Here is a 16,823-nt window from a genome sequence, read left to right on the forward strand (position 1 = left end):
TCTCCCCAAAGGGAATTTCAGACGCGGGGATAAGCGGGAGTGCGTGAAGACTTCGAAAGATCAGAACAGATCAAGCTGCGCCTGGCGCTCGCGCTCAGTGGCAAAGATACGCCGCACCGAGCTTTCGTCCATGTGAACCAGCCGGGCGATCTGTTTGCGGGCCAATCCACGTTCGGCAAGTTTATGAATAATCCAGGGCTTGGCAAGCGGCGGTTTGACATAAGTGCCTGCCCCCAGAACCTCGGCCAGCAAGGTTGCCCGCTCCGTCCCGACCATCTCGACATATTCCGCCCTTTTGGGGTTCTTTGCGAGATAGAGCGGCGCCCCGCCAAACTTCAACAGGAAGTCCACGGCGAGGTCTTCACCGAGGATCTGCACATAAGTCTGGACGTGAGCGGGCACCTGCATGGATCTACCCTTTCCGCCGACGGTAGACATGCCGGGGCGATCCCGAAAGGGTCACCGTGGCCAGGGTGACGATCGGGCTGCCCTCATCGCTCGCGCTGTTATGGCGAAGGCAGAGGCGCACCCCGCCAAGTGTCCGCGCAACGGCGCCCAGTTCGGCAGCGGTAAGCGCCTCGCCGGCAAGATGGGCACGAATGGCAGCAACAGGCAGATCATGTGCCCGCTCCAACCATCGCAGAACCGCATGGTCTGTAACATCGATGGAAGCATCCTTGCGGGGAACAGGCTTGATCCTGGTCATGCCTTCTTTCCCTTTTCCCGCAGCAACTGGCCAAGCTTGTTTTGCAGGTCGATCCATTGACCTTGCTCGATATGCTCCGGCCACTCCTGCCCTGTCTCCGCCTGCAAAAAGACCGTCAGGTTCGCCGCGGGCAGCCGATCCAGCTTGACCAGCTCCGACCAGATATGGGTCACCACCTGAAAGCGAGGATCGTTGTAGAGACGCGGCAATCCCTGCTCGGTCTTGAACAGTCCGTCATTGCCGGTTGCCCGGCGGATCCAGACCTTCAAGCCCTCAATCGCCTTGAGTGCGTCAGCCTCGTTGTGCAAGAACCGGCTGTGATCCAGCCCGGTTTGCCGCTTCAGGAAAGACCGCATGGCGGCATTGGACCGCTGGTGCACGACACACAGGTTATACCCCGCGATCCAGAGCGCCTGCAGTTTAGCCTCGTATTTCCCGCTGGTTCTGGAGGTTGTTTGAGCGCCACCTGAAAGGCCGTTTAAAACCGTAATGAAGGTCCGCCGCTCTGCAGGTGTTAGGTCCTTTGCAGACCGCTTGCCCGTCTCCCGGGCCATGAGATCCCGGTAGCTGTCATCATCCAGCCTGGCCTTTTTCTTCAATACGTGAATGGCGGCAAGATCGCTCATCGTCTACTCCGCATAAGGCAGGCGGTGCTGGCAGGGCCGCACATCGCCGAGGGGTTGAATTTCGGGTTGAGTGTCGCGGGGCGCTTCCGCCTCCCGCTTGAGGATCTCGGTGGTGACCGCGTTGATCCGCTTGATCAGTCCCGGCAATCGGAGCAGCCGGAACCTGTGCCTCTCGGCCTCGGCCAGAAGCCGCGCCCGTTCCCGTTTCAAATCGTCGAGAGAGGTTCCGGCGCGGCTCATGGGTCAGGTCTCATGCATTCGCAAGATCAAGTGAAACCGGTTCGCGGTCCTCGGTGACAGGATCGCGGTCGTAGACGCGGACATAGGTCTTCGTGCCGGTTATCCGGATTGCGTCTGAAATTGCATCCATGGCCCGGAGCCAGTCTTGGTCATCAATCGAAAGACGGCGGAGGCCGAGCACCTTCCCGGTCGAAATCTTGCCTTGCTGGTCCACCTGAAACGCCTGATCAACCAACGCGCGGAGGTTGTCATTTGCGCCTTCAGACCAGCGCGTAATGCACCGGTCGATGAGGACCTTCGCGGCCTCCAGTTCTGCTCCAAAGGAGATGTGTTCGGCAACAGCAACGACAACTTGCTGAGTACCATCGTAACTGGTCAGGGTAACGTTGCCTTTCCGTCCGCCCCGAGTGACCCCGTACTTCTCCAGGACCAGCTCGCGATAGGCCTGAACATCACCAAGCGCACGGATCTTGAAAGCGGCAAGTCTCCGGCTGAGGTCCTTGGCTTCTGCCACCAAAGACTTGACCAGCGCATCCTCTTCCTGATGCTCAGGTTTCACATTGGCGACAGGGATCAGGGCTCCCTTGCCGTCCTTCCAATAGCCTTCCGGCACATTCTCAATCATGGTCTTTCCCCTTTCGCGGCCTCTGCCGCTCTCTTCATGTCCAGGGCGCTCCGGCCTTTAGGCGGGTCGCCGAACAGGGCGGCGGTAATGCTGACTGGGTCTTGCAGCTCTAGCCGGACGGGCGGCAGGCGTACTTGCCGGGGCCGGTTCAGCTCCTGCCGGGCGGCGTCGGCCAGCGCCGCTATGTTGCGGGCGTAGTGGCTGGCGGGCAGTTTGCCCGCCTCCCTCAAGGCCAGCAGCACCTTCGGCCTGGGTTGTCCGCATTCGAAGGCAATATCCTCCGGGTCATAGCCAAGCGCGGCCATGCCCAGCACCCGGGCATAGGTCCAGTCCCGCATGCCAAAGACGAGCTTGCTCATGCCGCGTCTCCTCCGTTTCCGGGGCCGGGCCATTCCACTCCCCGGTCCAGCCCGGTGAAGATCACGGGGTCTGAACTTGAGGCGGGAACGGGCCGTTTGGCACGCGGAAACAGGGTGACCTTGCTGTCGCTCAGATCGATCATGACTGGCGTCTTGAAATGACCGGCTGCCAGCTCTCCCTCCAGGCGCACCGCCCTGCACGCGCAGATCTCGATCCGGTCGGCCAGCAGGGTCAGCAGCTCCCGGATTTCCGGTGTCTTTTCGTTACCTGACAGCGCTTCAAGGGATACAAAAGCCGCCAGATTGTTGAGGTCGTGGCTTAAAAGCATGTCACGCCCTCCCCTTCAGGCCCGAATGCAGGCATCCGGAGCGGCAGGCCCGGTAAACACGAGTGCGGGTGGAATTGGTCGCTGCGAAGGGCTTGGCCTGTTGCGACAGGCAGTAATCCCGGCCGATCTCGCCGAGCACCGGACAGATAACAGTCAGCCCCATGAGGGCTCCGCGCACCTTGTCCTCAACCTTCGTGAGATCGCCGGGATACTTGGCCCCGATCACCTGGCTCACAACCGCCGTGGAGTAGCCAATCCGGCCAGCAGCACTAGCCAGCCCTTTGGCATCAGCCATAAGCGCAAGTTCGCTCACCCAGTCCGGAACAATCGTCCAGGCGTCTTCAGCTTTTGCGGCCATCGATCTTTGATCCCGGCCAGCTTTTTGTTTCAGGAGCGCGCTCATACTGGCACCTCCAGTGCCAGTACCTTGCCAATCACCTGCCCCCTGTTCTGGTCGTAGACAACATGGGTTTTCAGGATCTTGGGAGGGAGCGGCCCAGTGTTGAGCGCGGGCTTAAGGCGCCAGACACGACACGTCTCTGGTCCGGGCATCCTGACTTGAAGATATCCTGCACGTTCCAGACGGCGGCAATAGTCCAGCGCCATATGCCCCCGGACCGCGACCTGATCCGTCGAGGCTGCGACAGAAAGCTCACGCAGGTTAAATTGGTCCAGCGCGCGCATCGCATTCCAGAGGTTCAACTGGCGCTCAACTGGCTCGTCGAGTGCACCGCTGCGTTTGATGGCTGGAGCTGCCAGGGGTTTGCGCACCAGTCGATAGACATTGTATTTGCCCGCGGCCTTCTTGCGGACGGTGAGAAAACCGGCACTAACCAGCCCCCGAATATAGTCGCCCAGGGCTTGGGTTTCCGTGTCGGAGCAGCGCGTTCTAATTTCGGCTGAGGTAAAATCAGCACCGGATTTTCCCAAATCCTTGATCACGCTCCAGAAATGGTCCGGCCCGCGCAGGATCGGTGTACCGGCAGTGACATTAAGTTCAAGCTGGACAGGCATCAGGCTGCCCTCCGGCCACGGCTGCGCGGTTCACCGGTGTAAAAAAAGCCCGGAGCGAAGTATTGCGTGTCATATACCTCTTGCGAGCTCAGGAGTGCCTCTTCACGGATCTGATCTAGATTGACGCAGATCCGCCGTGCGACACCGCCAGACTTTTCCACGATGAGATCAATCAAATCGTCTGACAGGCGGATCCCCCGGCAATAGATATCCGCAAGTTTGCGTGCGTCACTGGCGTTGCACGGCTGGGCTGCAACCCAGCTGAGGACACGATTGTGCACCCGCTCGTGCTTCATCAGCTTTTCCGGCAGTAACTCCTCACCGATCAGCAGCACTGGGACCTGAGCATGCTCGTAAAGTTCGCGAAGCAGCTCGATCATGCCTTTATCGACAAGCTTGTCGGCCTCATCGATAATCAGAGGCCGGTCCGGATCCTCTGCCAAGCATTCAATTGCCCACTCGGCCATGTTTGCGATCGAGCCCTTGCGGCCCGTCTCGCCAAGCTCTTCCAGCAGCTTTTCAAGCAGCTTCTTGCGGGTCCAGGAGTCCCCGATCTGAAGCAGGAGTGCCCGTGTCCGGTTCTGCGCGAAAATTGTCGAGATTGTCTTGCCATAGCCAGATGGTCCATGAAACACCCCGATCCCTGGCAGCCCTCCTGACCGGCTCTGGAGTTTGGAAACCAGCCCGAAAAGCCGGGCCACGTTTTCAAGTGCCGCGTAATTTGACTGCTGGTGCACAGTCTGATTGACTTTTGTATCCAAGATATCCATTTTCATCATTACAACTTTGGCCTCTTTAGGCTGTTGATTAAGGCGATCCGTGCCCCCGCACGGGGCGCCTTTTCTCCTCACCGGACAGTCGGCGATGAGATCTCTTTTTGAGGATCCGTGCCTTCCAGCAACCGGTATCCCCTGTATTCTGATGATGCCTGGTAGCGATGCAGCCGCAGCGCATCCGCATCGGTCAGCTGTTGCCCGTCGGCCAGCCGCGCCTCCATCCGCATCGCCCACGCAAACCTCTGTTCCGGGGACTGCGGCGCCGTATTGAGTGCGGCGGGCTTCCGGCTAGTTGACGGTGTTTTTCTACCTTCCAACTCAGCCATAAGCGTTTGTTCTTGCGCGCTCAGCGGGGTTGCAGTCCGGCGCTTCCCAACGTCTTTCGCCGCTTGCAACGCAACGCTGTTATGTGCCGCGCCGTTCACCGGGAAGGCCAACACATCTGCATTGTGCTTGAAGGCTTCCCGCTGAGCCTCTGCGATGGTGCGCGGATTGATCTGGCGCTTGGCCTTGGCGATATCGTTCCGGAAACTCTCCTCTACCGCCTTCTGACCGGCGCGAACCTTGGCAATCACCTCGGCCGGGTCGAGACCTGCCAGTTCCGGACAGACCGCCTCGCCTAGATAGGTCTCTCCATCTGCGCCAAAGACCCAGAGCCGCCCGAGGTCTGAAGGGTCATGGCGGCAGAAAACATCCTGCCCAGGCAGCGCACAGCCCAAAGGCAGATAGAAGCTGTGTTCAACTCGAATGCCTTGCTTGGTGACCCGGCGCAGCCCCTCGCCTCCCGCTACCGGTGCAAGCAGAACGTCGAGGGCGTGGGTATCCTCGATCCAGCGGACATCTCCCCGCCACGCATTGGCAACCTGAAACGGTGTCTTCCGCTTCAGGCCAGCATGGGGCGTATGAGCATATTGCTCCTTGGCCCATCGATCGGCTTCCGCCTGCAGCTCCTTGGCAGAGAGCTCCACCTGAAAAAGCTTCGCGTCGTCAGTGCCAAGCCGGGCCGAGAAAGCCTTCCGGTTCTCAATCACCTTTCGATCAGCAACCGAGTGACCAATGAACCCCGGCAGGGTCGCCGCGCAGTCCCGCTGGAAAGTCCCGATCACCCGCTCCACGGTGCCCTTCTGTTCCGGGCTGTAGGGGGTTGAAAGCTCCTGTTCGATGCCCAGCCCTTCCAGCAGGCAGACAGTCGATTTTGCGGTGAAGTCCGAACCGTTGTCGGTTTTGATGACTTCTGGAACGCCCCATTCAAGCAGGCACTTGCGGATCAACAGCCCAACCGCTGCAGCCCTTGCCGTATCGGTGACCAGCAGAACCACCCGGCGGGAGTAAAGATCGATTGCCGCATAAATGTTCCGCCGCCCATCCCGGGTCATCACGTCAGAGGGCGAGGCATCGATTTCCCAGCGCTGGTTCAGCCGGTCCACCTTGTTTGCGCCGGTCGCCACGAACTGGGCTTTGGACTTGTAAGCATCCGGATCGGTGATCTTCAAAAGCGCAGGTCCCAGCTCCTGCTTCCAGGTTTTAAGGGCGTTTTGAAACGTCCTTAAAGGCGGCAATGGCATGCGCTTTTGCCCCTTGGAGGTCTCCACCAGAACGGTTGGGCCGAACTTTGCGAGGGCAACATTCCGAATGTGTTTTGCGCTCAAGAACTGGTTTGCCGCATAGGCAGCAAGACAATAGCTGCGCAGCTCCCCATCCTCGGCCCGGTCCAGCACTCCAGTGCCTTTCCTTGCCTTGCTCGGATCATGGGCGAGCCTGTTCCGTGCGGTTCGAGAAAGCTGCCGCCAACGGGCAAGCGAGCGCCGGGAGACAGTGCCACAAGCCGTCTTGACCCAGTCGGGAACGGCCACACCTCCATCCTGATAAAGACGGGAGAATAGGTCATCCGCGGCCCCGGCCTGCATACCCGTTGAGACACGGAACCGGTCGGCCACCTTCACCAGGATCAACCGGGCGTCACGCGCCCGCCGCTCGACAGGCGACAAGGTCAGATCGGTTTCGGTGCGCACATCGTCCTTGTCGAACCGGACAAAGCCACGGGCATAGGCGAGCTTCTGGGCCATCGGCAGGAGATCAATGTGATACTCCAGACCACCTCCGCCTTCCCTGCCCTGGCGCGGACGGGAAAGCCCGGATGATATCCATCCCTCCCGGTCGGCTAGTTTCTGAACGCCACGCTTGGAGGCCGGAAACCCCGGCAGCATTAATTCGGAGATTTCTTGGACAGTCAGCCAGAGACGCATGGTTCAGGCCTCCCGCCGGTTTGGAGCATGCCGCTCTCTGTAGGCGATGGCATAGCGCCGCTTCATCAGCTCGCTCGGCTGCCGGTTTTTCCGCAGTTCGTTCCGGTATACTTGCTCGGCCAGCTTCAGATTACAGTGACGGCTCTCTTCGTTGCAGTCCGGCAAACGGCAGGAGAAACAAGGGTGAATGTCCCGTTCCTTGAACTCTGGGCTGACAGGGGTCTCCATCACTTAGCCCCCCGGATCTTGGCCTGAAGCAGCCTCTTGTAGCTGCTGACCTGTTCCTCATGATGATTGAGAAGAGCGAGCTGGATCACTGGCTCGAACTTGCTCGGCACCACCGAAAGGTCGAACTCAGATCCCAGAAAGCCCATAAGCTGCTTCTGCCCGGTGGCATGGACCAGGGCCACAAACCGTTCCACCGTGATCTGGTGACCAACCTTTGCCTCGCTGGCATAGGCATCCAGCATGGTCACAGTGACCGGCGCTCCCAGCCGTTCGCTCATGAGGGTTGCGATTTCTTCCCGGCTCTGGCCGCAATCCTTGAGAGCGCGGGCAATCGCCCGGCTGATCCGCGAGGCCAACTCGCCTCCAGCAGGCGCATCCTGGAAACCAAGCACTACTTCGGGCGGCACGAAGTCCCGGAACAAGTCGAGGGTGGATGTGTCCTGACGCTTAACCATGGAGCCACCCCTTTGCGCGAACCAGCTCAAGGATTTCATCCTTGTAGGTTTCAAACAGGATCTGGCGGGTGGTCTTGGTCAGCTTCACCAGCCCGCCCTGGGTGGCGCGGAGGATCTTGTCGTTGTCTGACAGCACCGGGAGGCCATTTACCAGGCGCTCGGCCTCCGCCACATTGTTAGGCCGTGTATCTTCTCCCTCACCTTCTCCGTCCTCGCTGTCACCGGCCTTGACCGGCCCCAGAAGCAGATCCAGAAGCATGGATTGCTCTTGCTGCGTCTTTGCTGACAGAGCCTTTAGCTCGGATTGTTTCAGAGCCAGAGCGCTGCCGCGCAGCCGCTCTCGTGTGGCGGGGCTCAAGCCTTCGAAGATCTGCACCGCCAGCTCGACAGAGCGGCGGGAAAGCCCTGTGCTTTCAGCCGCCGAAGAACAAAACGCAAAAATTGCGACTTGATTTTCTGCTTTGTTTTTAGCGACTTGGCTTTTCCGGTCACCTCCATGTTTGGCTATCGGATGTTTCGCCTCATAGATCCGCTTCAGCTCATAAAGAGCCTCACAGCGTTCAAGGGCGTTGAAGTCCTTGCGGGCAAGGTTTTCCATGATTTCATGAAGGCGCAGATCATCTGCACTCTCACCCTCTTGCGGGGTGAGAATACGGGCTTCGATCTGCTTCATTTTGACAATCTGTGCGCCGCGCAAGCGATGTCCGCCAGCGACAAGCCGGAAACCTTCACCTTCTGCAATCACGTCAATCGGCGTTTTCTGGCCGACTTCGAGCATGGCAGCGCCGAGAAAGGCGGCCCATTCATCGTCCACCTGGCGCAAGCGGCCATCTGGAATGTGGACTTTGTTGACAGGTAAGAACTCGACCATTTTACACCTCAACACCACTTGAAAAGACCGGACGGCGAGAGCTTGCGGCCCTCGGCCGCCCGGCAAGTTTCCTTGGGAGGAGACGCCCGGAGCCACACAAGGCTCGGGACGTAAGGCAGCGCCTCAACCGCACCACTCGCCCAGGTGCCGGGATTGCTTCAGCGCAGGAAGACCAGGATCCCAGCCGCCAGCCCAAAGGCGCAAAGAGACGCGCCGGAGATCGTCAATCCCCACCGGCTTGCCGCCTCGATCAGGCGGTCCAGCTCTAAAAAAGTCAGAGTTGCAGGACTGGGCACATGAGGCAGGCGCGGGAAAAGTGGTTCCTTTGCGCCTGTCATCAGATGGTTTCCCGAACCACGCCAGGGTCATCTGGCTGCCGCATCTCGCGGACGCGACCGTCAACCTGATCCGGCCAATCTCCGAATTCACGGTCGGCCTTTCGCTTGGCATCACCAAGGGCGGCGATCGCCAATGCGAGACCGATGCCTGCGGCAGCAAAGGCTGAGCAAAGGGCAAACAACGCAATGTTTGCGCTCATCCTGCGAGCCCCCACTGCATTTTGAGGCGATTGGCGGGTTTCACCTGCCATTTAGCCTCACTGACCAGAAAAAGGTTCAGATAGGCCGCATCCGCTTCGGCAAGACCGATGTCCTCATAGACACGGGCATCACCGAAAAAAAGACTGGTCTGGGCCACCTGGACAGTGCCGCGGTCAGCCAGTTCCACCGGGTCGGTTTCCCCCCGGAAGAAGTAGCGGACACCACCCTTGCTGACCTTCGTCAGAACGTATTGGCCAACCGCGACCGGTGCGCTTGCCTTCCGATCTGCATTATTCAGTTGAAGGGCAACCATCACGCCGCCCTCCGGTCAGTCGAAGCACCGGCCTTGTCAGCCTGGCTCCCTGCTTTCTGGCTTTTCAGCAAAGCTTCGTTGCTGCTAGAAAGAATGCGGGAACGGCGGATCGGGTAGCGGGCGGGAAAGAGCTCCTCCACGGCAACGCCAAGGAAATCGGCAATCGCTTGCTCTGCCTTACGGACCGGCCGTTTCCAGACGTGAGAGAAATGTCCCGGCGTCATGTCATGCAACTCGGCCAAAGCCGTCAGCGTCATGCCGCGCCGATGCAACTCTCCTTTGATGGAATGCTGGTCCCATGTCTTCTTGGTCATGGTGATCCTCGGGAATGCAAACGGTCTGCTGCAACAGGCCGTTTTCTTGAAGTCTGGTGTAACTTTTCGGCCCTCAAGTTAGCGCCGATGTTTGGAGTATAGCTATATACGTATCTAAATAAAACAATATAGATACGTTCGTTAGCTTATTTTTTTGTATGGCGAGACCCGCAAAGCCGAAAACAGAACTAGCTCAAAGGCTTGTTGAGTTGCGAGGTGTGGAAAACCGTGAGGATTTTTGCGCTAGGCTGGGCATCTCCGAAGGCACCTACGCAAACTATGAGCGTGGAGACCGCATTCCCGACGTCAATTTAATAACAAAGGTGTCCTTATCGGAAGGCATCAGCCTGGACTGGCTCTTGCTGGGCGAAGGCCCTATGCGCAGGAACGAAACTCCCGCTCTTCCCTCAGACAAGGCTGGGACGCGCAAGCTGATTTGGAACATTGCCCATGCCTTCTGGTCCAATCTGCCGCGGAGATCGAAACCAGAGGAAGTCGCCGACCAGTTCGTCGAAATGTTCGACTATCTGGCTCAGAAGGATATCGGGGAGGAAGCCGCGGCCAAAGTCATCGAATTTGGCGCTGAGCAGCTGAGAAGAAGTATTAAAAAGTAAATATTGCACATATCTTGCAGATCTCGTGAGGAAAATACTATGAATAAAAAAGAAGGATTCAATATTAATTTTTTTATCTCTCTTCGGCCATTTGCTCGAATTAAAATATATGTGAAGAAATTTTCAATTCCTCGATTCTTAGAGTTATTATCTCTGATTTTTACAATATTATCTTTCTTTATTTCTATAACAAGCATAATTCATATCTCTCATCAAGAGAAAGCAATTGAGTTAATTAAAAATTTAATCAGCATTTATAATAAAGCTAGCATAGATTTTTTCATTACAGCAGCATATGCAGCGCCAATTAGCGAGATAATTGATCAAATCCAAACACCAAAAGAGCTTTTAAAGCTTTTAATGTTATCATTCGTTTTTTTAATTACCGCAATATATGGCCTATTCTGCTGGTTCGCTGTTTTCACTTCCAAAAATAGTAGAACCGTTACATTTGCACAGGATAGTATTAGGATGTTACTCGGGTTTTATGTTGGAGCAGCTACCGGGTTCCTTGGCTCTTGAGCGATACTGCCTTCCCTTCTGTTGCGCACGCTGGCGCATTTTAGAAAGCCTGCCAAGTAGTGTGGCAAAGTCAGCTACCCTGTATCCAATCTCAGGGATTTGTAACCCAGCAATATCTCTATCCCGAAAGACCTCTGCGACACACCCAAGCGCCGGATAAATCCGCCGATAGGGATTATTCCGGAAAGCCCACACACAGGCTGGCCATAAGCCCGCGGTCCAAAGGTGTTCTGCCAGGGCGGACATGGCCATTGGCCCAGATGCCCCGCCCCGGTATTCCGGCAGGATGTAACAGGCGTGAAACTCGCCGGGCACGGCAATTGCAAGGTCCCGATTTGGCTTCGCCATCGCGAAGCCGACAACGGCATCACCATCGACAAGCGCGAAAAGCGCCTCGCCATCAGGCTGCTCGGCAAACCAGCGCTGCCATTGCCCAATCCGATAGGCCTCATCGCGGCTGGCCTGCACCCGATCTGGAAGAAAATGATAAACCTCGCGCCAGCTGCAAGCATGAATACTTGCAATGGCAACAACATCCGTTTCCAGAGCTTTGCGAATTCCAGTTATAATAGACATTCAAATTAGTTCCCCTTAAAGTTGTATTTATGCGTTGGGGGGAATTCGAATGCTGGATGACAGGATCCTAGCGGCGATCACAAAACGAATGAGTGAGCGGGACAAAAAAATACGTCTGATATCAACGGCATGTTTCGCTTATCTCGGTGGAATTGCAACCGCAGGCCTTGTTTGGCTCGCCCATCCTGCGCTTGGGGACGATGACCTTGCGAAGCTGGCAGCCATAGCATCCTGTTCTACCGGTCAACCCGCAGCCTCTCTATGGCTAGACCTCTCCGCCGGAAACCCTTGGCCTTGGCAGAGAGATCAATTGGCCAGCCAGCTGCTAGTTGAGATCGACGTCAGCCGCTGCGCTGTCCGTCACGCCGCGAACTGAAGCCGAGATCAGGCCAAAGCGCTCATTGCGGATCCAACTGACCGCCACGATAGACTGATGGTAGCGGACAATCCGACTGCCGTTGTTTGTGGCTGACGCAATCAGGCTGCGGAGTTGGGGCTCCACTCTCCTCTCAGGCGGAAAGACGGCCACTTCCTGTCCATTCATGGTCAGCGTCAGGGACCAGCAATCGGCACACTCTGGCTGCATATCGACAAGCGCATATGGCGAGGCAACGGCAACAAATGTCAGCCCGCCAATCTTCTTGGTCAGAGGCACGAAACCGACTCCTGAGCTGCGTCCTGTGACCGCCTCGCCCACCACCATTCCTGCAGCCTGTGAAGCCTTTTGGATGTACTCCCGGTCAGAGAGATCAATCCTGTCCGGCGGATATCGGTAGCTGTCATGACGGAGCATGCCATCCGAGCCAATCACGATGATTGCCCGCACACCAGGCACGCCGGAAGCTATTCGCTTCAACTCCTCATGGATCAGCCGGCCATTATGCAAAGCCGAAACGACGACTGCAGACGCATCAAGCGCCTGGTCCGCAGCATACAACACCCGCTCAGCTGTCAGATTGGATATTCTCGCCCCTCTGAATGCATCTTGAAGCGCACGATCGGACGCCTCGTCAGCATATGCAGCAGCGCTCAAGAACGAGAGCGCCACTCCCCCCAAAACTCTAAGTAAGCCCATGAAATCACCCGTGAAATTTCTCCCGATTGAACCTAACCGGCAGAAATCACGGGTTGTAGCAATTACCACGTGCGACTGAGTTGCATTTATGCATTCAGTTTAGGGGCATGGCTGCATTGAATGGCCAATTCGCATAAGGGCCGTTTATGGAAGTTGGGTGATGGCTGGCACCCCAAAGCTGTCCTTTGGGCCAACCGCAGCGGACGGCTGCTTTGAGCCCAAATTTGACGTTCGGTATCCGCAAACAGCTATGTTTTCGACCTCCAGACGCTATTCCCATCCTTCTCAGCAATTGGACGTTTCCAGTTTATTCGATACAACGCTGACCACTTTGGAATCGCTATTCCCGGATCAAAAAGAACAATATTGGCTGCGCGCACGTGATCTTCTTCAGGGGTTCCATTTTCATCACGCCAACCTGGTGACCAGAATGAGGTGCGGTACGCCAAACCATCATAACCACTATCACTAAAAGCCGACGCTATGAGATTACAGGTACGGTAATGTAAATCTCTATCGTGATCAGGAACACGCCGCGAAATGAACTCGGCAGTTCTTGCCAGCAACCATCGCAGAAAAATCTCTTCGCCCGGATCGTCGTCCAAGAGGACTCCGAATGGTTCTTTGTTGTGCCGAAGCAGCGTGGCGATTTTTACTGGGCGAACTATCCGAAAATTCGCAATTGTACACGTGTCTGATGGGAGTGCGCGTGTTTCTGCGAGGGCAACCTCTGGTGTCGTTGAGAGGTACAACACTGGATGGTTCGGAGCGTTGAATCTTCCAAGTAGCGTTTTTTCGGGCGGTGGGGCGCCTAATTCCGATCCGGTAAGCGGATGGAAATGGATTTGTCCATTCTCGGGATCGTAGTCTTCGACATAGTCGTTTCGTGCGCGATATGCTGGGAAATCCACAGCAAGCTGTTCCTTATCTTCGACCTGCTCAACCGAGGCAACAATGCGATCAGCGAATTCATAGGCGAACTTCAAATCGCTGCGTCCGCCTCTCCCCAAGGCTAACTTCAGCTTGTCGATATCATATTCGTCCGGAATCATCTCGTAGCAATCGTGTTTCGCGTTTCATGGATCGAAAAGTGCTCTGCGTACAAAGCAGATGAAGGTGCGATTTTGCTAGCCTTTTCTATGTCTGGAAAGTCCGCGTTGCTGACATAAATGCGGAGCGCAACGAATGCCTACATTCGATCTGCGAAAAATTCGGCGGTGGGCTGGATTCGGATAATGTGCAATATGACATATTTCCGGTCGCAGTCGTTGTAGATCCACGCCCCGTTTTAAATAGCGCGAGTAAATACATGACTTGGTGATTACGCGACCATGTCCCGTTTATTCCTCACTGAAGTTACTCGTACAATCATAGCCTTCTTGCCTCGAATTTAGGGAAGAAGTCATCCACAAATCTAGGTGCTATTCAAACATCAATGTTGATTTGAGAGAAAGCGCGAGACACTCGTACAAGACCCTTACATTTACAGACGCTTTCGTCCCTAAATATGGGCTTAAGTCGGCCTAGCGCAATTAGATTTGAGCTCCGAATTCGCACAATATCCAAATTGGCTTATCGGACTCAAAAACAACTGAGACTATGCTATAAATGTAAATAATCTGAGGAAAATTCATATTTTACGAACCAAGGGAGAATTGACTTCTTAGTTGAAGACCGTATCTAGCAATCATTCTTGCTTTTTTTATTTCTTCTGCTCGCTCACTATGCTGTTTTTTCCTTTTTTTTGTCTTTTTCTCCAGAGCTGATACAGCGTCATTTGCGAAAGACGTTATCACAATAGGTGAAACTGATCCCTGCGCACCGGCAACCTGACCAACTGCCGAAATACCTGCACGGAGCGCAGTACCAAGAAATGAAATACCGAGTTCACTCGCTCCCGCGAAGAATTCGCCGAACATGTCACGTGAAAAAATAAAGCTCGCAGTCGGTTCCGTTTGCTGGTTTTCATCAATTTTAACATTCGCACCAATAATCGAAACTACGTATTCCGCATGTCTATTAAGAACATCCATTAACTGACTGTCACCATATCTATTAGAAACACAAGTATTAATTCTTTTCATATTTGCGCACCATTCCTTATCATTTGCAATCAGGGCAAATAAATCGTCCCACGGCAATGCATCGCTCAACAATCGTTTGTTTTTCTCTGTGGACACCGAAACACTACTACCCACAATACGCGCCTTCGTAGACAAAGACACATTCTGCAAGAGCTCCATATCTGATTTGTCAAAATTGGTACGCCGAAACACAAGATCATGTGTATTGATATACTGATTAATCCATATACTATAGATGTAATTGATAAATGGCGTAATTAATTGATCAAAAACAGCGCTATGTTGATTAATTGACTTGAAACCATTAAGTATTTGATTGCGTGATTTAGGCTCCTCGATTTCCACCCACTCGACAAAATCTACCAACTCGCGATAATTCTTATCGCCGTTTCTGAACATAGTTACGGCCAATTCTTTGCCGTATTGAATGGCAAAATTAGGAAATTCAGTAACTACGAGTTCGGAAGAATAACATGCCGGATGGTTCAATTTAAGATAGGAATTAAGTAGCTGTGCCGAGTAGGCAAATTCTTCGTTAGGCCAATCATCAAAATTATATTGCTCTTTTTTTAGTTTTTCTTGTAGCGATCTCCATTCATTTTCATTTTCCAAATATTCCCTAGATATAAATTTATAGTTAGGAGAAATTTTCTGCAAGTATCTCTTATGCCCCTCAATTTCCGTACCCATATGTGCACGACCGGACAGAAAAGACAGCGCAACTCGGTTTACCGGCGAGGCCGTTGAGTTTGCTCCGTGACGCATAGGATCAATTGCAAAACGGAATGGTCTAAAACCATGCCTACCTGATAAATGATGCCTATTCTTTTCGTATGCTCTCAAAATTGGAGGCATAATTTTGTGAAATACAGTTGCATCCAATAGAGATGGTGCAGGCAAGTTAACAGAGCAACCAAATATGAACGAAAGAAAAATATCAGAAGCCGTCATATTAGCAACCTGCTCATCAAATGCATGAACCGCGTCTAAACCATCATGGTACAACCCTGACGTCATCGTTCGCTCCGCAATTTAAACCAGTCCGATCAACTGTGAGCTATCCGCATTCGTTCGAGAAGTTTCGGCAAAAACTAAGCTGCTCTCCGCACCTGCTGAACGAGTTTGATTTGGTCGCTTGTCTACCAATAGACCACAGCAGGCGTTTTGCCGCCAAGGGTAAATTGCGGGCGTCTCTGTTGATAAAAATCTCTTAAGTTCGGGCACCGGTTCTGGCTTAGCAAGGGAGTTTCCTATACGTGCTGAACCGACCCGGCGTTTGAGAGGGGACAACTACTGATTGAATTCGAGCTTCACAAAGTGGATACCGTTTCTCAGCTCGCGGACACGTTGACGAAGCCAAATTCGCATAACGGACGATATGGAACTCTACAAAAGCAAACCCATCGCCGTTAAACTTGCAATTCAGGGTTTCTAAGTGCCTGGTCTCAAAGGCAACGGGCGACATCATGCAGTTCCGGGCGAGCTTGCGGGTTGGAAAGCACGTAGGTCTTAAGTTCCCACCTTGGCGGCACCAGGTATCGCGGCGCGCGTCCGGAAACCGCACACTTCCGCCAGAAATCCAAGGTGGGAACTCAGTCGGTCGAGGGCGCACTCAGTTTCCGCTTCGAACTTGCGCTGTCGCTGATTTCAATTGGCTTTTTCAAATGGCACTTCAGCGCTTCCAGTGCTTCCAGCCCATTAGTGCCAAATGAAGTTGCGCGGCCTATTTCCGACCGCCTCGCTCAAAATGGCTCATTCCCGCCAATTACCGGCTTTTCCCGCTTATTCCCGGATAACCCCTTAGTGCCACCCGTTCTTGCGCGTTACAGTTTCCCGGGCAGAAGAAATTAGACGACAGTGAGCTTGACGTCGATGTTGTTCCGGGTGGCGTTGGAATAGGGGCAGACCTGATGAGCCTTGGCGACCAAATCTTCTGCAACATCCTTTTCCAGACCCGGCAGAGACACTTCAAGCGCAACAGTCAGACCAAAGCCACCTTCCGAGCGCGGGCCGATACCGACTTCAGCGGTGACAGACGCATCAGCAGGAACCTTGATCTTTTCCTGCTGACCAACAGCCTTCATCGCCCCAATGAAGCAAGCGGAATAGCCGGCCGCAAAGAGCTGTTCCGGATTATTGCCCTCACCGCCAGCACCGCCGAGTTCCTTAGGGGTTGCCAGTTTGACGGAAAAGCTGCCGTCGAGGGTTTCAGCGGAGCCATCACGGCCGCCGGTTGCCTTGGCCTTGGTCGAATATGCAACGTTCACAGACATTCTCGCCTCCAGTTTTGCCAGCCAGCAGGGCCGTTTCG

General features: G+C 54.7%; 25 protein-coding genes and 1 pseudogene. 2 read left to right on the forward strand and 24 right to left on the reverse strand.

The features are described from left to right. Positions 1-60 precede the first annotated feature (60 nt). The 19 genes and pseudogenes from IG616_RS01285 to IG616_RS01370 form a co-directional block, all read right to left on the reverse strand. Entirely contained in the window at positions 61-438 is a 378-nt protein-coding gene (locus IG616_RS01285) for a helix-turn-helix domain-containing protein (RefSeq protein WP_192145668.1), read from the reverse strand. Further along, the gene (locus tag IG616_RS01290) at positions 413-706 is read right to left on the reverse strand and encodes a hypothetical protein (RefSeq protein WP_192145670.1); all 294 of its coding nucleotides are present in this window, start codon (positions 704-706) and stop codon (positions 413-415) included. The genes IG616_RS01285 and IG616_RS01290 overlap by 26 nt, the downstream gene beginning before the upstream one ends. Further along, on the reverse strand, positions 703-1,332 hold the full coding sequence (locus IG616_RS01295) for a regulatory protein GemA (RefSeq protein ID WP_192145672.1): 630 nt from the start codon (positions 1,330-1,332) through the stop codon (positions 703-705). The genes IG616_RS01290 and IG616_RS01295 overlap by 4 nt, the downstream gene beginning before the upstream one ends. A gap of 3 nt (positions 1,333-1,335) precedes the next feature. Continuing rightward, positions 1,336-1,572 carry a hypothetical protein gene (locus IG616_RS01300; protein WP_192145674.1) on the reverse strand — a complete coding sequence of 79 codons (237 nt, stop codon included), beginning with the start codon at positions 1,570-1,572 and terminating at the stop codon, positions 1,336-1,338. Between the two features lie 10 nt (positions 1,573-1,582). Then, the gene (locus IG616_RS01305) at positions 1,583-2,197 is read right to left on the reverse strand and encodes a DUF3164 family protein (protein WP_192145676.1); all 615 of its coding nucleotides are present in this window, start codon (positions 2,195-2,197) and stop codon (positions 1,583-1,585) included. Then, positions 2,194-2,556, reverse strand: a complete 363-nt coding sequence (locus tag IG616_RS01310; protein WP_192145678.1) for a hypothetical protein — start codon at positions 2,554-2,556, stop codon at positions 2,194-2,196. Before IG616_RS01310 ends, IG616_RS01305 begins: the two co-directional genes overlap by 4 nt. Continuing rightward, positions 2,553-2,885, reverse strand: coding sequence for a hypothetical protein (locus tag IG616_RS01315; RefSeq protein WP_192145680.1), 333 nt, complete (start codon positions 2,883-2,885; stop codon positions 2,553-2,555). The genes IG616_RS01310 and IG616_RS01315 overlap by 4 nt, the downstream gene beginning before the upstream one ends. A gap of 1 nt (position 2,886) precedes the next feature. Next, on the reverse strand, positions 2,887-3,243 hold the full coding sequence (locus tag IG616_RS01320) for a transcriptional regulator (protein ID WP_192145682.1): 357 nt from the start codon (positions 3,241-3,243) through the stop codon (positions 2,887-2,889). 41 nt (positions 3,244-3,284) lie between these two features. Continuing rightward, positions 3,285-3,899: a hypothetical protein gene (locus IG616_RS01325; protein WP_192145683.1), complete on the reverse strand. Its 615-nt coding sequence runs from the start codon at positions 3,897-3,899 to the stop codon at positions 3,285-3,287. Further along, positions 3,899-4,660, reverse strand: a complete 762-nt coding sequence (locus tag IG616_RS01330; protein WP_209007218.1) for an AAA family ATPase — start codon at positions 4,658-4,660, stop codon at positions 3,899-3,901. The genes IG616_RS01325 and IG616_RS01330 overlap by 1 nt, the downstream gene beginning before the upstream one ends. An 86-nt stretch (positions 4,661-4,746) precedes the next feature. Further along, positions 4,747-6,921 (reverse strand): DDE-type integrase/transposase/recombinase, encoded by a 2,175-nt coding sequence (locus tag IG616_RS01335; protein ID WP_192145685.1) that lies wholly within the window; start codon positions 6,919-6,921, stop codon positions 4,747-4,749. 3 nt (positions 6,922-6,924) lie between these two features. Beyond that, complete coding sequence (locus IG616_RS01340; protein ID WP_192145686.1) at positions 6,925-7,152, reverse strand: hypothetical protein; 228 nt, start codon at positions 7,150-7,152, stop codon at positions 6,925-6,927. Beyond that, positions 7,149-7,604, reverse strand: coding sequence for a hypothetical protein (locus IG616_RS01345; RefSeq protein WP_192145688.1), 456 nt, complete (start codon positions 7,602-7,604; stop codon positions 7,149-7,151). The genes IG616_RS01340 and IG616_RS01345 overlap by 4 nt, the downstream gene beginning before the upstream one ends. After that, the gene (locus IG616_RS22950) at positions 7,597-7,863 is read right to left on the reverse strand and encodes a hypothetical protein (protein ID WP_246476110.1); all 267 of its coding nucleotides are present in this window, start codon (positions 7,861-7,863) and stop codon (positions 7,597-7,599) included. The genes IG616_RS01345 and IG616_RS22950 overlap by 8 nt, the downstream gene beginning before the upstream one ends. 432 nt (positions 7,864-8,295) lie before the next feature. After that, positions 8,296-8,475 (reverse strand): annotated as a pseudogene (locus IG616_RS22955) (ParB N-terminal domain-containing protein); the annotation flags it as partial. Between the two features lie 158 nt (positions 8,476-8,633). Beyond that, positions 8,634-8,813: a hypothetical protein gene (locus IG616_RS01355; RefSeq protein ID WP_192145692.1), complete on the reverse strand. Its 180-nt coding sequence runs from the start codon at positions 8,811-8,813 to the stop codon at positions 8,634-8,636. Then, complete coding sequence (locus tag IG616_RS01360) at positions 8,813-9,013, reverse strand: hypothetical protein (RefSeq protein ID WP_192145694.1); 201 nt, start codon at positions 9,011-9,013, stop codon at positions 8,813-8,815. The genes IG616_RS01355 and IG616_RS01360 overlap by 1 nt, the downstream gene beginning before the upstream one ends. Continuing rightward, the gene (locus IG616_RS01365) at positions 9,010-9,327 is read right to left on the reverse strand and encodes a hypothetical protein (protein ID WP_192145696.1); all 318 of its coding nucleotides are present in this window, start codon (positions 9,325-9,327) and stop codon (positions 9,010-9,012) included. Before IG616_RS01365 ends, IG616_RS01360 begins: the two co-directional genes overlap by 4 nt. After that, positions 9,327-9,641, reverse strand: a complete 315-nt coding sequence (locus IG616_RS01370) for a helix-turn-helix domain-containing protein (protein ID WP_192145698.1) — start codon at positions 9,639-9,641, stop codon at positions 9,327-9,329. Before IG616_RS01370 ends, IG616_RS01365 begins: the two co-directional genes overlap by 1 nt. 158 nt (positions 9,642-9,799) lie before the next feature. On the opposite strand from IG616_RS01370, the gene IG616_RS01375 reads away from it, so the two are divergent. Both IG616_RS01375 and IG616_RS01380 read left to right on the forward strand, forming a co-directional pair. Next, on the forward strand, positions 9,800-10,255 hold the full coding sequence (locus IG616_RS01375) for a helix-turn-helix domain-containing protein (protein ID WP_246476064.1): 456 nt from the start codon (positions 9,800-9,802) through the stop codon (positions 10,253-10,255). Between the two features lie 39 nt (positions 10,256-10,294). Further along, positions 10,295-10,777 (forward strand): hypothetical protein, encoded by a 483-nt coding sequence (locus IG616_RS01380; RefSeq protein WP_192145702.1) that lies wholly within the window; start codon positions 10,295-10,297, stop codon positions 10,775-10,777. Here the strand turns inward: IG616_RS01380 and IG616_RS01385 are convergent. The 5 genes from IG616_RS01385 to IG616_RS01405 all read right to left on the reverse strand — a co-directional run bounded on the left by IG616_RS01385 (position 10,730) and on the right by IG616_RS01405 (position 16,785). Continuing rightward, entirely contained in the window at positions 10,730-11,353 is a 624-nt protein-coding gene (locus IG616_RS01385) for a GNAT family N-acetyltransferase (protein ID WP_192145704.1), read from the reverse strand. The two genes, IG616_RS01380 and IG616_RS01385, sit on opposite strands and share 48 nt — an antisense overlap. Before the next feature lie 325 nt (positions 11,354-11,678). Continuing rightward, positions 11,679-12,290 (reverse strand): PDC sensor domain-containing protein, encoded by a 612-nt coding sequence (locus tag IG616_RS01390; RefSeq protein WP_192145706.1) that lies wholly within the window; start codon positions 12,288-12,290, stop codon positions 11,679-11,681. A gap of 386 nt (positions 12,291-12,676) precedes the next feature. Continuing rightward, the gene (locus tag IG616_RS01395; RefSeq protein WP_192145708.1) at positions 12,677-13,480 is read right to left on the reverse strand and encodes an RES family NAD+ phosphorylase; all 804 of its coding nucleotides are present in this window, start codon (positions 13,478-13,480) and stop codon (positions 12,677-12,679) included. 585 nt (positions 13,481-14,065) lie between these two features. Then, positions 14,066-15,529 (reverse strand): hypothetical protein, encoded by a 1,464-nt coding sequence (locus IG616_RS01400; protein WP_192145710.1) that lies wholly within the window; start codon positions 15,527-15,529, stop codon positions 14,066-14,068. Positions 15,530-16,359: 830 nt separating this feature from the next. Further along, positions 16,360-16,785: an organic hydroperoxide resistance protein gene (locus IG616_RS01405; protein WP_192145712.1), complete on the reverse strand. Its 426-nt coding sequence runs from the start codon at positions 16,783-16,785 to the stop codon at positions 16,360-16,362. Between the last annotated feature and the right edge of the window lie 38 nt (positions 16,786-16,823).

The sequence above is a fragment of the Roseibium litorale genome, assembly GCF_014842915.1.
Lineage (GTDB): Bacteria > Pseudomonadota > Alphaproteobacteria > Rhizobiales > Stappiaceae > Roseibium > Roseibium litorale.

What these genes read in the sequence shown, in the direction of transcription:
- IG616_RS01315 (WP_192145680.1), bottom strand. Translation starts at nt 2,885, where the DNA reads ATGCTTTTAAGCCACGACCTCAACAATCTGGCGGCTTTTGTATCCCTT.
- IG616_RS01380 (WP_192145702.1), top strand. Translation starts at nt 10,295, where the DNA reads ATGAATAAAAAAGAAGGATTCAATATTAATTTTTTTATCTCTCTTCGG.
- IG616_RS01395 (WP_192145708.1), bottom strand. Translation starts at nt 13,480, where the DNA reads ATGATTCCGGACGAATATGATATCGACAAGCTGAAGTTAGCCTTGGGG.
- IG616_RS01335 (WP_192145685.1), bottom strand. Translation starts at nt 6,921, where the DNA reads ATGCGTCTCTGGCTGACTGTCCAAGAAATCTCCGAATTAATGCTGCCG.
- IG616_RS01360 (WP_192145694.1), bottom strand. Translation starts at nt 9,013, where the DNA reads ATGAGCGCAAACATTGCGTTGTTTGCCCTTTGCTCAGCCTTTGCTGCC.
- IG616_RS01325 (WP_192145683.1), bottom strand. Translation starts at nt 3,899, where the DNA reads ATGCCTGTCCAGCTTGAACTTAATGTCACTGCCGGTACACCGATCCTG.
- IG616_RS01370 (WP_192145698.1), bottom strand. Translation starts at nt 9,641, where the DNA reads ATGACCAAGAAGACATGGGACCAGCATTCCATCAAAGGAGAGTTGCAT.
- IG616_RS01300 (WP_192145674.1), bottom strand. Translation starts at nt 1,572, where the DNA reads ATGAGCCGCGCCGGAACCTCTCTCGACGATTTGAAACGGGAACGGGCG.
- IG616_RS01320 (WP_192145682.1), bottom strand. Translation starts at nt 3,243, where the DNA reads ATGGCCGCAAAAGCTGAAGACGCCTGGACGATTGTTCCGGACTGGGTG.
- IG616_RS01290 (WP_192145670.1), bottom strand. Translation starts at nt 706, where the DNA reads ATGACCAGGATCAAGCCTGTTCCCCGCAAGGATGCTTCCATCGATGTT.
- IG616_RS01355 (WP_192145692.1), bottom strand. Translation starts at nt 8,813, where the DNA reads ATGACAGGCGCAAAGGAACCACTTTTCCCGCGCCTGCCTCATGTGCCC.
- IG616_RS01385 (WP_192145704.1), bottom strand. Translation starts at nt 11,353, where the DNA reads ATGTCTATTATAACTGGAATTCGCAAAGCTCTGGAAACGGATGTTGTT.
- IG616_RS01295 (WP_192145672.1), bottom strand. Translation starts at nt 1,332, where the DNA reads ATGAGCGATCTTGCCGCCATTCACGTATTGAAGAAAAAGGCCAGGCTG.
- IG616_RS01345 (WP_192145688.1), bottom strand. Translation starts at nt 7,604, where the DNA reads ATGGTTAAGCGTCAGGACACATCCACCCTCGACTTGTTCCGGGACTTC.
- IG616_RS01405 (WP_192145712.1), bottom strand. Translation starts at nt 16,785, where the DNA reads ATGTCTGTGAACGTTGCATATTCGACCAAGGCCAAGGCAACCGGCGGC.
- IG616_RS01400 (WP_192145710.1), bottom strand. Translation starts at nt 15,529, where the DNA reads ATGACGTCAGGGTTGTACCATGATGGTTTAGACGCGGTTCATGCATTT.
- IG616_RS01375 (WP_246476064.1), top strand. Translation starts at nt 9,800, where the DNA reads ATGGCGAGACCCGCAAAGCCGAAAACAGAACTAGCTCAAAGGCTTGTT.
- IG616_RS01285 (WP_192145668.1), bottom strand. Translation starts at nt 438, where the DNA reads ATGTCTACCGTCGGCGGAAAGGGTAGATCCATGCAGGTGCCCGCTCAC.
- IG616_RS01305 (WP_192145676.1), bottom strand. Translation starts at nt 2,197, where the DNA reads ATGATTGAGAATGTGCCGGAAGGCTATTGGAAGGACGGCAAGGGAGCC.
- IG616_RS22950 (WP_246476110.1), bottom strand. Translation starts at nt 7,863, where the DNA reads ATGCTTCTGGATCTGCTTCTGGGGCCGGTCAAGGCCGGTGACAGCGAG.
- IG616_RS01365 (WP_192145696.1), bottom strand. Translation starts at nt 9,327, where the DNA reads ATGGTTGCCCTTCAACTGAATAATGCAGATCGGAAGGCAAGCGCACCG.
- IG616_RS01310 (WP_192145678.1), bottom strand. Translation starts at nt 2,556, where the DNA reads ATGAGCAAGCTCGTCTTTGGCATGCGGGACTGGACCTATGCCCGGGTG.